12 protein-coding genes, 2 tRNA genes, 1 rRNA gene and 1 riboswitch are annotated in these 13210 nt (G+C 39.1%); of the genes, 2 read left to right on the top strand and 13 right to left on the bottom strand.

The genetic code is table 11. The features are described from left to right. Window positions 1–134: 134 nt before the first annotated feature. From EKM78_RS12850 to lysA, 10 genes are all read right to left on the bottom strand, one after another. On the bottom strand, window positions 135–284 hold the full coding sequence (locus EKM78_RS12850) for a hypothetical protein (RefSeq protein ID WP_164507331.1): 150 nt from the start codon (window positions 282–284) through the stop codon (window positions 135–137). Window positions 285–362: 78 nt separating this feature from the next. Continuing rightward, entirely contained in the window at window positions 363–1427 is a 1065-nt protein-coding gene (locus EKM78_RS11390) for an aspartate-semialdehyde dehydrogenase (protein WP_125772363.1), read from the bottom strand. A 27-nt stretch (window positions 1428–1454) separates the two neighbouring features. Next, window positions 1455–2642, bottom strand: coding sequence for an aminotransferase class I/II-fold pyridoxal phosphate-dependent enzyme (locus tag EKM78_RS11385; RefSeq protein ID WP_125772361.1), 1188 nt, complete (start codon window positions 2640–2642; stop codon window positions 1455–1457). 44 nt (window positions 2643–2686) lie between these two features. After that, a complete protein-coding gene (locus tag EKM78_RS11380; protein ID WP_125772359.1) occupies window positions 2687–3874 on the bottom strand; it encodes an aminotransferase class I/II-fold pyridoxal phosphate-dependent enzyme in 1188 nt (395 codons plus the stop codon). Between the two features lie 17 nt (window positions 3875–3891). Further along, window positions 3892–5091, bottom strand: coding sequence for an aminotransferase class I/II-fold pyridoxal phosphate-dependent enzyme (locus EKM78_RS11375; protein ID WP_125772357.1), 1200 nt, complete (start codon window positions 5089–5091; stop codon window positions 3892–3894). A gap of 17 nt (window positions 5092–5108) precedes the next feature. Beyond that, entirely contained in the window at window positions 5109–5885 is a 777-nt protein-coding gene (dapB, locus tag EKM78_RS11370; protein ID WP_125772355.1) for a 4-hydroxy-tetrahydrodipicolinate reductase, read from the bottom strand. Continuing rightward, window positions 5882–6769, bottom strand: coding sequence for a 4-hydroxy-tetrahydrodipicolinate synthase (gene dapA, locus EKM78_RS11365; protein WP_125772353.1), 888 nt, complete (start codon window positions 6767–6769; stop codon window positions 5882–5884). Before dapA ends, dapB begins: the two co-directional genes overlap by 4 nt. An 11-nt stretch (window positions 6770–6780) precedes the next feature. Next, the gene (locus EKM78_RS11360; RefSeq protein WP_125772351.1) at window positions 6781–7929 is read right to left on the bottom strand and encodes an N-acetyldiaminopimelate deacetylase; all 1149 of its coding nucleotides are present in this window, start codon (window positions 7927–7929) and stop codon (window positions 6781–6783) included. Window positions 7930–7931: 2 nt separating this feature from the next. After that, window positions 7932–8636 carry a 2,3,4,5-tetrahydropyridine-2,6-dicarboxylate N-acetyltransferase gene (gene dapD, locus EKM78_RS11355; protein WP_125772349.1) on the bottom strand — a complete coding sequence of 235 codons (705 nt, stop codon included), beginning with the start codon at window positions 8634–8636 and terminating at the stop codon, window positions 7932–7934. A gap of 15 nt (window positions 8637–8651) precedes the next feature. Continuing rightward, the gene (lysA, locus tag EKM78_RS11350) at window positions 8652–9974 is read right to left on the bottom strand and encodes a diaminopimelate decarboxylase (protein WP_425453554.1); all 1323 of its coding nucleotides are present in this window, start codon (window positions 9972–9974) and stop codon (window positions 8652–8654) included. A gap of 83 nt (window positions 9975–10057) precedes the next feature. Beyond that, window positions 10058–10239: riboswitch (Lysine riboswitch) on the bottom strand. A 163-nt stretch (window positions 10240–10402) separates the two neighbouring features. On the opposite strand from lysA, the gene EKM78_RS11345 reads away from it, so the two are divergent. Beyond that, window positions 10403–11776, top strand: a complete 1374-nt coding sequence (locus EKM78_RS11345; protein ID WP_125772345.1) for an aspartate kinase — start codon at window positions 10403–10405, stop codon at window positions 11774–11776. Window positions 11777–11779: 3 nt separating this feature from the next. Next, window positions 11780–12757, top strand: coding sequence for a diaminopimelate epimerase (gene dapF, locus EKM78_RS11340; RefSeq protein ID WP_125772343.1), 978 nt, complete (start codon window positions 11780–11782; stop codon window positions 12755–12757). Between the two features lie 165 nt (window positions 12758–12922). Here dapF and EKM78_RS11335 read toward each other — a convergent pair. The 3 genes from EKM78_RS11335 to rrf form a co-directional block, all read right to left on the bottom strand. Further along, window positions 12923–13013 (bottom strand) — tRNA-Ser (locus EKM78_RS11335). 37 nt (window positions 13014–13050) lie between these two features. Then, a tRNA-Asn gene (locus EKM78_RS11330) sits at window positions 13051–13123 on the bottom strand. 10 nt (window positions 13124–13133) lie between these two features. Further along, window positions 13134–13210 (bottom strand): 5S ribosomal RNA (gene rrf, locus EKM78_RS13450); the annotation flags it as partial.

Here is a 13210-nt window from a genome sequence, read left to right as displayed (position 1 = left end):
GACCTTAGCGAAATGGCCAGTTTCCTCTACGGCATCAAGTGCCAATTTCACTTACGGCGTACATCTCACATTCACCTTATCAAAAAAAGGTGAGTAAATTAATTCTCCGTCAAGAATTAACTTACTCACCTATCTTAACCTGTTTCCTCTTGGCGACGAAGGAGCTTAGAGGAAGGTGCAGTTTTGAAACAAGCGAGCGCCCTTTGCTCGGTTGGTTCAAAATGTGCCCACCACGTTCCAGCGTCTGTATCCCCGGGCCCCATAGTCGGCATTGAACGTAGCAACCAAACAACTACCTCCACACCCAACGCACAAAAAAAAGACCCAGCCAAAACAGCCAGATCTAACAAAAAAACTAAAACCTAAGGAACTCGAACCAAATCATCAGCAACCAATCTCTCAGCAATCTGAACCGTATTCCAAGCAGCACCCTTAAGCAAATTATCAGAAACAACCCAAAGATTAAACGCCCCATCATTCTCCAAATCAGGACGAACACGACCAACAAACGTCTCACGCTTACCAGTAGCATTCAAAGGCTGTGGATAAATTTGATGTTCAGGATCATCTTCCAAAACAGCGCCAGGGAAATTACTAATAGCATCACGGATCTTCTCAACCGAAGCCTTATCATGATCAACAGTATCGATCCAAATTGATTCACCATGACTAATAGGAACAGGAACACGAACACAAGTAGCAGTTACCTTGATATCAGGAGAATCCATATCACCCAACATAATCTTCTTAGTTTCGTGGATCATCTTCCATTCTTCATGGGAGTATAAATTACCTTCCAAAACATCAATTTGTGGCAGTAAATTAAATGCCAATGGATAATGCTTCTTATCACCTTTAGTAGGTAAAATCTCAGCCTTCATTTCCTTACCATCAAGAAAATCTTGGGCTTCTTGTTTCAATTCGTTCAATGCTGATTGACCAGCACCTGAAGCTGCTTGATAAGTTGAAACGATGATCTGTTTCAAACCAAATTCACGGCGAATTGGTTCCAAAGCTACCATCATTTGGATAGTTGAACAGTTAGGATTTGCGATGATCCCGTGGTGATCATACAAAGCTTTTTCGTTAACTTCTGGAACTACTAAAGGAACATCAGGTTCCATTCTAAAAGCACTAGTGTTATCAACACAAACTGCACCGCGCTTCACAGCTTCTGGTAACAATTTCTTTGAAACGCCACCACCAGCAGAAGCTAAGACAATATCTACGCCATCAAATGATTCCGGCTTAGCTTCTTCAACTGTTACGTCTTCTCCTTTAAATTGTAATGTCTTACCTGCTGAACGACTTGATGCCAAAAGTCTGACCTTTGACACGGGAATCGTTGATTGTTCCAACTGTTGAATTAAACGAGTACCAACAGCACCTGTGGCACCTAAAATTGCGACCTCAAAACCTTCACTCATAATTTTCATTCCTTCGTATTTATTATCTTATTTTAATTTTTCAGTGAATTCTCTTAAGCGTTTCATTGCTTCCTTGATGTCTTCCATCGATGATGCATAAGACATTCTGAAGTGTCCTTCTCCACCTTCACCAAAAGCAACTCCTGGTGTGACACCGACTTTACCCTCTTCGGCTAATTTTTCAGCAAATTCAACCGAACTTAAGCCAAATTCTTGTGGTATCTCGGAGAATGTGTAAAAAGCACCCTCAGGCATCAATGTCTTATAACCAATATCATTCAATTGATCAACGATATAATCACGACGTTCCTTGTAAATATCACGCATTTGCTTAGGATCATCGATACCGTTAGTCAAAGCTTCTTCAGCTGCGTATTGAGCTGGGTTGGATGGGCAGGTTACGGTATAAGCGTGCATTTTTCCAGCGTTTTCGACAAAGTCAGCTGGAGCTGCCACGTAACCGATCCGGTATCCTGTCATGGCATGTGATTTGGATAAACCATTCACTAAAATCGTCTTCTCAGGAAGCAATTGAGTCATGGATGTATGTTTAGCACCATAAGTCAATTCGGCATAGATCTCATCAGTCAAAATAAACATTGACTTATCTTTGATAACATCCACGATCTCTTCAAGCTGTTCTTTGCTATATTCAAATCCTGTAGGATTTCCAGGGAAGTTCAAGATCATGGCTTTGACCTTATCAGCACCTTCACGATCGATCACTTCTTGAAGTTTCTTACCAGTTAGGCGGAAACCATCAGGAGTAGTATCGACTTGGACAGGGACTCCGCCGAGTACTTTGATAATCGGTAGATAAAGTGCAAATGTTGGGGTTGGCACAATGACCTTATCTCCAGGATTAATAATAGCTGCCAAAGATACAAAAATAGCTTCGGTCCCACCGATCGTTACGATAACTTCTGTTTCAGGATCGTAATGAACATCGTAACGCTTGTCTAAATATCCAGAAATAGCTTTGCGTAAGCTGAGTGTTCCTCTTTGTTCTGAATAATGTGAATCATTGTCTTCAATACTTTTGATTGCAGCTTGTTTGACATGCTCAGGAACATTGAAATCTGGTTCGCCTAAAGTCAATTTGATCAAGCCAGGAATTTTTGAAAATTTTTGAGCAAAATATCTAATTTGAGAAATTCCCATTGGTGCAAGAGTTTCATTTACTACATTTTTAACAGTTGGGTCTAACTTTGGCATTAATTTTATCTCCTAATTGATATTTAAAATTATTTTTAGTTTAACTATTCAGCTAATGCTTTTGTAAATTTAGCGAGACGTTTGATACCTTCTTTAATGTTATCCATTGAAGTGGCATATGAAATTCTGAAATATCCTTCGCCGGCATCACCGAAGGCATCGCCAGGAACTACACCTACGAGAGCTTCTTTAGCTAGACGACGGCAGAATGTATCTGATGAAAGATTAAATTCAGCGGGGATCTTAGGGAAAACGTAAAAAGCGCCATCTGGTTCAACAGTTTCATAACCTAAATCGTTTAGTTCTTTAACGATATAGTCACGGCGTTCTTGGTATACTTTACGCATTTCGATCGGATCATCTAATCCATTAGCCAGAGCTTCTTGTGCAGCAAATTGAGCGGGGTTTGAAGGGCAAGTGACGGTAAATGAGTGAACCTTAGCAGCCTCATCTACAAAAGCTTTAGGTGCAGCAATATAGCCGATCCGGTATCCAGTCATCGCATGTGACTTAGATAAACCATTGATCAAAATCGTTTGTCCTGGTAGAACGCTAGCAAATGAAGTATGTTTTTCACCATAAACTAATTGACTGTATATTTCATCTGAAATCACTAGTAGTGGTGTATCACGGATCACATCTGCCAAGGCAGAAACCTCTTCTTTCGTATAAACGACACCAGTTGGATTACATGGATAGTTAATGATCAAAGCTTTAGCGCCATTTCCTTCATTAGCTAAAACTTCTTGCAATTTCTCAGGCGTTAGCTTGAAATCATCATTGGAAGTATCGATTTCTACTGGTTGACCACCTAGGATCTTGACGTCATCCATATAAATTGAAAAAGCTGGTGTTGGGATCAAGATCTTGTCTCCAGGATTAATGATCGTGTATAGAGAAGTATAAATCGCTTCAGTGGCACCAATAGTGACGATTACTTCGGTTTCTGGATCATATTTGACATTATAATCTTTTTCCAAATAATTACTGATAGCCTTACGTAATCCAGGAATACCCTTTTGTGGAGTATAGTGTGACTGATTATCTTTGATACTATCGATAGCAGCATCCTTGACATGATCTGGAACGTTAAAATCTGGCTCACCTAAAGTCAATTTGACGATGCCGGGAATCCCAGCAATATCGGAATTGAACATTAAGATCTTGTCATCCCCAATTGGTTTCACTAATTTGTTCTCAATATTTGCAACACTCTTTGATAACTCTGGCATTACTTTCACCCCTATATTTATTTTGTTAGTTCAGACTGGAAATCTTCAGTAAATTTCTTGATCCGGCTAACAGCTTCTTTCAAATCATCCAGTGGAACAGCATATGAGATCCTAAAATACTTATCTCCACCTTTACCAAAGATACTACCAGGAATCACTCCGACCCGAGCATCTTTGGCTAATTTCCTTGCAAAACTTTCAGAATCTAAACCGAATTCTTCGGGAATCTTTGGGAACACATAAAATGCTCCTTGTGGATTCAAGGTCTTATAACCAATTTCATTTAATTCCTTCACTAAATAGTCACGACGCTCTTTGTAGACCTTTCTAGTTTCGATCGGATCATCAAGCCCGTTTTTCAAAGCTTCTTGAGCTCCAAATTGAGCTGGATTCGATGCAGCTGTAGTAGTAAAAGCGTGAAGTTTATCTGCTTCAGCTACAAATTCTTTCGGTGCAGCAATGTAACCGATCCGATAACCAGTCATCGAATGAGACTTGGAAACACCATTGATCAAAATGGTTTGTTCAGGTAAAACATTAGCAAATGAAACGTGTTTTACGTCATAAACTAATTCACTGTATATCTCATCACAAATGACAAAAATACTCTTATCTTTGACTACTTTAGCCAATTCTTCAATTTCAGATTTATTGTAAGCCACGCCAGTCGGATTACTAGGGAAGTTCAAAATAATTGCTTTGACTGAATCCCCTTCTTCATCGATAACTTCTTGCAATTTTTCACTGCTCAATTTAAAACCATTGTCTGATACATCTACCTCAACTGGAATTCCACCTAAAGCTTTGACAGTTGATGCATAAAAGGAAAACGCTGGTGTTGGAATTATCACTTTATCGCCAGTATTGATGATCGAAGCTACTGAAACATAAATTGCTTCCGTAGCACCTACAGTTACAATAATTTCTGATTCAGGATCGTATTTCAAATTGTAACGCGAATCTAAATAGTTACTGATTGCTTTCAATAAACCATCAAACCCCTTTTGTGGCGAATAGTGCGAGTAATTTTCTTCAATACTCTTGATTGCAGCTTGTTTAACGTGTTCAGGAGTATTGAAATCTGGTTCTCCAACTACCAATTTGATCGTACCTGGATATTTAGAAAACTCCTCATTAAATAGCCTGATCTTATTATTTCCAATGGTCTTTAAGTACTTGTTCTCAACATTTTGTAAACTCTTTGCTAATTCTGGCATTTGGCTTCACCCACTTATTAAATAATGTTTTCTAAGCCAATAATCAGTTCATCACGTTTCATGACTTCTGTAATGGCTATCCGAACCCCCTTCATAAATGAAGCACGGTCGGTCGTACTTTGTTTAATTGTGAGTGTTTCTCCTGGTCCTCCGAAGATTACTTCTTCATCAGCAACGAATCCTGGTAGACGAACTGCATGGATCTTAATACCATGATAATCGCCACCACGGGCACCGATCTTATCAGATTCTTGAGGATTATTTTCTTGATCTTTACCTTGAACATCGTAGATCAATTTAGCAGTATTCATAGCTGTACCTGACGGTGCATCCAGTTTATCCTCATGATGATATTCCATGATCTCAGAATGATCGAAATATTTAGCAGCCGTTTGTGCAAATTTCATCATTAAAACTGCGGAAACTCCAAAGTTGGAGGCAATTATGCCACCAACTTTTTTGCTATCTGCTAATGATTTTAATTCAGCAATTTGTTCTTCACTCATACCACTAGTTCCGATCACTGGTCGAATACCGTGTTCGATTGCAAACTTCGTATTCTCAAAGACAGCAGACGGGATACTGAAATCGATCCAAATATCAGCTTCGATATCGATTTGTGAAAGGTCATTAAAGACCTTCACTGTATCATCCAATCCAAAATCTTTCGGATCAGTGCTTTGAACAACCGGGTTAAACGCTCCAACTAATTGTAGATCATTCTCCCCGTTGATCATGGCTAAAACTTTTTGACCCATGGATCCTGTAAATCCTGAAACAATTGCTTTTATCACGACTTTGCCTCCTCTAAATCTAAAACATCATATAGCTTTTGCTTTTCCTCAGCATTCAGTGGCAAAATTGGCATTCGACAAGTACCAACATTGTAGCCTTGGTCATTTAACACGGCCTTCACTGGTGATGGAGATGGGAACATGAACAAGGCTGCCATCTTCGGTGTCAAAAATCTTTGTAGCTCACCAGCTCCTTGATAATCGCCTGCATCTAACTTAGCATACATTTCCGACATCTTTGCTCCGTAGACATGAGCTGCAACTGAAATCACACCGTTAGCACCAATTGTCTTGGCAAATAAGGCTTGAGCATCTTCTCCACTGTATACAAGAAAATCATCGTCCGTATTATCAACGATATATTGCAGATCTTCCATGGTATTGCATTGCTTGATACCACCAATATTCGGATAGTGAGACAATTCAACGACTGTTTCCTTTTGCATTAAAACGCCAGTTCTTCCAGGAATATTATAAATGATCACTGGAACTGGTGAAGCATCGGCAACAGCTTGAAAGTGTGCTATCATCCCTCTTTGGTTTGGCTTGTTGTAATAAGGTACGACGACTAAAGCCATATCTATACCATCAATATTAGATAATTTCTCAACAAAATCAATCGTTGCTTGAGTATTATTGCTGCCAGCACCAGCAATAATCGGTGCACGTCCATCGACGATTTGGGCAAAACGACTATAGAGAGTCAATTTTTCTTCTTCCGAAAGCGTTGGCGTTTCACCAGTTGTTCCACCAATGACGAATCCATTGGTACCAGTTTCCAATAAGTGATTGGTCAACTTCTCTAGTGCATCATAATTAATTTCTGTTCCTTCGTCATTAAACGGAGTAATAATTGCTGTCATTAAATCTACATTTTCAAACATAATATTCTCCTTTACATACTCATACGATAATTTAGAAATCCTTCAATTGCATTAACACCATCAATGATGGCTTCTTCATGGGGCAAAAAGTCGACTGAGTGTAGAGCTCCAGGACTGGCTACTCCTAACCAGAACATCGTACCAGGGAATTTTGATAGTAAGAATCCAAAATCCTCACCTGTCATAGCTGGTTCAGTTTCTTGAAATTTCACTCCGTCAGCTTTTTGCATGTAGTTGATAAAGTTCTGTGTTAATTTTGGATCATTTTCGACTGGATAATATCCGCCTTGATTAAATTCAACGTCGATGTGACAGTTGAAAGATGTTTCGACACCTTTGGCCACATCGAGGATCCTTTGACGAATGTACTCGATCATGTCTTGAGTTAAGCCTCTGACAGTTCCCTCGATTCTAGCTTTGCCAGCGATGACATTGCGGATCGTCCCAGCTTCGAGTTTTCCGAATGTGATCACGCCACATTTGACGGGATCAATGCTTCTAGAAATGATAGTTTGCACTTGCTCGATAAAGTTAGCTGCGATCACGACTGCATCGTTAGCTTTGTGAGGATAAGCTGCATGGCCGCTCATTCCGTGGATCGTGACGTTAACTTCAGTAGTACCTGCAAAAAGTGTTCCGTTACGACAACCAATGATGCCTGTCCCTAGATCGGCGTTATCATGCAAACCGTAAAATTCATCCGGTTTATATTTACCGGAGAACAACCTGAGGTCGTAGGCCTTCTTCCCACCGCTCTCAGCTTCCTCAGCTGGCTGAAAGAAAAAGACTAAGTTGTCAGTAGGCTGATTTTCTGCAAAATAGCTGATCAAGCCTAAAGCAACCGTCATGTGGAGATCATGTCCACATGCATGCATTACGCCAGGATTTTCAGAGCGATAATACAAATCATTAGTTTCTGTAACTGGTAAAGCGTCCATGTCTGCTCGATAACCAATTGTTCTTTTCGGATCTGAACCTTCGATGTGCACAAACAAGGCTGTTGGTAATTCTGAAAATTCTTTCACTTCAAGATGAGTTTGTGGCAGTTGCTCTATTTTATTCTTTAAATATGCGTGAGTCTTAAATTCATTTAGTGCTAATTCGGGGATCTTGTGGAGATCACGACGAATCGTGATCAATTCTTCATTCGATAAACTCATAATTATAATTTCCTCAATGTGTCTTCAATGTGGGTCTTGTCGGTGGTCTTTTGATCTTTAACTTTGATCACTTTTGCCGGTACTCCAGCAACTACTTCATTAGCTGCGACGTCTTTTGTGACGATGGCTCCAGCACCAACGACAGCATTGTCACCAACTTGAACTCCTTCAAGTACAACTGCGTTAGCACCAATAGTAACGTTGTTTCCAATTCTAACTGGATCAGCCGAAGCAGGTTCGATCACCCCAGCCAAGACTGCATTTGCACCAATATGGGAATTATCGCCGACGATGGCACGGCCACCTAGGACTGCTCCCATGTCGATCATTGTTCCTTTACCGATTTCAGAACCGATGTTAATAACTGCCCCCATCATGACAACCGCGTTGTCACCGATCTCAACTTGATCTCTGATGATGGCACCAGGTTCAATTCGAGCATTGATATGTTTGATGTCTAATAATGGAACGGCGGAATTCTGAGCTGATGTTTCAATGTGGTAATCCTCAACAGCTGATTCTTTCAACAGTGGTTCGATCTCTTGATAATCGCCGAATAAAACAGCAAATGAATCAGTTGAAAAATCTTGAACTTCTTTAGGGATATTTAATTTAGAAATATCTCCTTTTATAAAAACTTTGACTGGGGTAATTTTCTTTGCATTACCTATATAATTGATGATTTCTTGTGCTTCCATCTTGCTCATGCTGTTTCCTCCAAATTAAAGATAATTTTCGTCTAATCTTACTAAATCTTCATAACTTTCACGTTTAACGACTAGCTTGTCTTTGCCATTTTCAACGAAAACGACTGCTGGTCTTGGATTGCGATTATAATTTGATGCCATCGAATAACCATAGGCACCGGTGTCTAACATTGCGATTACATCCCCCGGCTCAACCTTTGGCAAAGCTTGTTTGTCGATCAAGATGTCACCTGATTCACAATACTTACCAGCGATATGATCTTCTTCTTCAATCGTTGCCTTCATTTTGTTAGCAACAACAGCTTCATATTTAGCTTGGTAAAGAGCTGGACGGATGTTATCACCCATCCCTCCGTCGACATTGACGTAAGACCGTAATCCAGGAATGTCTTTGCGAGAACCAACGGTATATAAATTAAATCCAGCTGGACCCACGATCGAGCGTCCTGGTTCGATCCAAATTTCCGGAAGCTGCAAACCCTTGTCATTAGTTTGTTCTTTAATAGTAGAAATAATTTTATCAATAAAGACGTTTGCACCGATCGGTTCGTCTTCGTCAGTATAACTAATTCCGAAGCCGCCGCCTAAATTTAAGATCTGAGGAGTAAAACTAAATTTGTCGTGCCAATTCTTGGAGATCTCCACCATCTTTTTAGCTAGCAGTTCAAATCCTTCAACACCAAAGATTTGAGAACCAATGTGTGCGTGGATCCCGATCAAATTCATTTGTGGGATCGCTAGGACTTGTTGCAAGGCTTGATCAGCTTGTCCTGATTCAACATCAAATCCAAACTTACTATCAACTTGTCCAGTTTGATCATATTTATGAGTATGAGCTGAAATTCCTGGAGTCAAGCGTAGCATCACATTGATCGACTCTTGTTTTTCTTCCAAAACTTCTTTTAATAATTTGATCTCTAAAAAATTATCTATGATCACGACGCCGATATGATTGTCGACAGCCATTTCTAATTCTTCTTTAGATTTATTATTTCCATGAAAACTGATTTTTTCAGCTGGAAAACCAGCTTTTAATGCGGTGAATAATTCACCACCGGAAACAACGTCTGTATGCAGATTTTCTTGTTTTAATACTTGATACATTGCAATCGTAGCAAATGCTTTACTTGCATAACTGATCTCATATTTTAATCCACTAGCTTCAAAACTGTTTTTAAACTGCTGGATAGTCTTGCGAATCTCCTCCACGTCGTAAACTACTAAAGGTGTTCCATACTTATGAGCCAATTCAACTGCATCGACTCCTCCAAGAATCAAATGACCTTGACTGCTCGAATTCAATTCACTACTGATCATATATCCAAATCTACCTTCCATTTTGAAATAAAGGGACAAAAAAAGATCCCTTTGTCTGCTTAAACAAGGAGATCCAAGAATCGTAAACTTATTCTGCATCATAATTGTCGTAAGCGCACCGTAGCCGACATTTTTGCTACGACAGTCCGAGTCCTCTTGTTTACTCGTCCCAGCACACTAGATTCTGTACAACCTAGCGCTTCGGCAACATCCCCTTTAAACAAGTTCTCAGTTCATACAGGAACTCCCTTGCGTACTAATGTCAGTTGCAACCTCTATTCATTTGTTGATTTAAAGATTATAACAAGTCTAATAATTCGTCAAGTATATTTTACCAAATTAGCATTATTTTCTAACTTTTAAAATGATTGGCTTGATTTAATACGTAAAACTGCTAAAGTTTTATTAAAAACATATTAATTTTTCAAATTAATTTTGAGGTGATTTTCGTGAAAGTAGTAAAGTTTGGTGGCAGCTCGCTCGCCACTGGTGAACAGTTTAATAAGGTCATTAACATTATCAAAGATGATTCTGATAGAAAGGTCATCGTAACTTCTGCCCCTGGTAAAAGATTCGATGGCGATATTAAGGTTACCGATCTTTTGATCAAATATGCTAATGCCGTAATGGATAAGCAAGATTATCAAGACATCGTTGACAATATCATCGTCCGTTATCAAGAGATTAGTGATTATTTTGATTTAAAGGATGATACGATCGATATTATCACTCAGAAACTGAACGCACTAGCAAATGATAAATATTCTGATAATGATCACCTCATGGCAGCTTTTAAAGCCCACGGAGAATATCTCAATGCGATTCTTTTAGCCGCTGTATTAAATGGACAAGGTATACCTGCAAAATTTCTTGACCCTAAAGAAGCCGGTTTTATGGTTAAAGGTGAACCTAACAATGCTGACATCCTTGAAGATACTTATTTGAATCTTAGTAAGTTAGACCTTGGAACTAAGCGGATCGTCTTCCCAGGATTTTTCGGTTATAGCGAAGATGGTTCGATCTATACTTTCTCCAGAGGTGGCTCAGACATCACAGGAGCAATTCTAAGCCGTGGTTTTAAAGCAGACCTATATGAGAATTTTACCGACGTAGACGCCATTTATGTTGCCAATAATCACGTGGTCGATCATCCGGTCGCAATACAAAAGATGTCTTATCGTGAAATGCGAGAACTTTCTTATGCTGGTTTTTCAGTCTTTCAAGATGAGGCTATCATTCCGGCCGTTCAAGGCCAAGTACCGGTAAATGTAAAAAACACTAACAATCCTAGTGCTCCCGGAACTTTGATCGTACCAGAACAATTCTTGTTCAATCCCGCCAATCCAATTACTGGTATCGCCAGTTCAAAACGTTTTTCGGCTTTATACTTGCATAGATATTTATTGAATAAAGAAGTCGGCTTCACTTTACAACTTTTAAAAATATTTTATAAATATGGCATCTCTTATGAACACATGCCTTCCGGTATCGATGATTTGACAATAATTTTTGATAGAAGTAAGTTATCACAAACAACTATCAAAGATTTGTGCAACGATATTAAAGAGACTTTAGATCCTGATTACATGGAATGGATCGACGATTATGCTATCATCATGGTCGTTGGAGAAGGAATCGCGCATACAGTCGATACAATGGGTAAAATCATTGATTCACTCACTCAGAACAACATTGCCATTCACATGATCAACCAAGGCGCATCACGAATATCAATTATGATCGGAACCAGAATGAAAGATGCTGATAAGGCAGTAAGACACATTTATAGCACCTTTTTCAATAATGAAGATGACGAGGATTAACATATGGTAGAACTTTTAAAAGTACATGGATCAGAAAACAAGTTCTTTATTCTTGATCAAACAAAGTTAGAGCAACAATTGTCTGATGAACAATTAAGCAATCTAGGTCAAAAAATTTGCGACCCTGACAATAACATTCTAAATGGCGCTGACGGCGTCTTGGTAGTTAATGATGCTAAAGATGCTAGTTCGATCGGTCAAATGAGAGTTATCAACGCCGATGGTAGCGAAGCAAAGATGTGTGGCAATGGACTACGAACAGTCAGTCGCTATTTATCAGAAAAATTTAACAAAGATAACTTCAAAGTTGAAACATTAGAAGCTGATCTTGACGTACAAAAATCTCAGGATCTAGCTAATAACGTACCGGCTTTCTCAGTAGAAATATCACCTATTTCATTTAAAGCAAAAAATCTACCTTTTGTTTACAAGAATATGGAAGAAATGATCGATGAAAAAATCCCCGAATTTTTACCAGATCAAACTTTTACAGCAATTGCTGTACCAAATCCACATTTGATCAGTTTCGTCGATAAGATCGATGAAAAAGATCTTGGTCAATTGGGAAAATACTTAAATTCACCAAATGAATACTTCCCTGAAGGGGTAAATGTCAGTTTTGCTGAAATTCGCGGAAAGAATCAACTTTTCGTACAAACATATGAGAGAGGTGTTGGCTTTACCAATGCCTGCGGAACAGGAATGTCAGCCACAACTTTAGCGTTTGCCCTCCTTTATCCAGATCAATTTGAACAAGATAAAGATATCGAGGTTTACAATCCAGGTGGCATGGTCAAAACTCACATCATATTAGGAAAGACCAAAGAAGAAAGTCAGATCCACCTAATTGGAAATGCAACCTTCACCGACAAAATCGAAATCAGCGAAGATGATCTGCACGCATTAAATTTTAAGAACACTACAATTGCATCAACACATGAAGAAAAATCGTATGAAAAATTCGTAGATTCATTGAAGTAAATATTATTCATTATAAAAAACGTCCATTCAATAATTATTTTGAATGGACGCTTTTTGTATATCATATTGTTGTTTGGATAAAAAATCAGAAAGTGATTCAAAAAAGTAAAAAAGAAGGAACGCAAAAAAAGAGACCACTTTCGTGATCTCTTCTTTCCTGCTTTACGGAGAATAAGGGATTTGAACCCTTGATACAGGTTAATACCCGTATACATGATTTCCAATCATGCTCCTTCAGCCACTCGGACAATTCTCCATCTGAATGTCGTCGTTTCCTTTTGACATAAAAAAAACTCCGGTTGTCAGACTCGAACTGACGACATCCTGATTAACAGTCAGACGCTCTACCAACTGAGCTAAACCGGAATCGCACTAAGCGTGGCAACTACCTATCCTCGCGGGTAGTTTCCCACCAACTACTTTCGGCGTTAAGAAGCTTAACTTCTGTGTTCG

This window comes from Companilactobacillus furfuricola, assembly GCF_003946325.1.
In the GTDB taxonomy this organism is placed as follows: Bacteria; Bacillota; Bacilli; order Lactobacillales; family Lactobacillaceae; genus Companilactobacillus; species Companilactobacillus furfuricola.
Note: the sequence above shows the minus strand (reverse complement) of the source record. Positions and strands in the feature narration are given on the sequence as shown.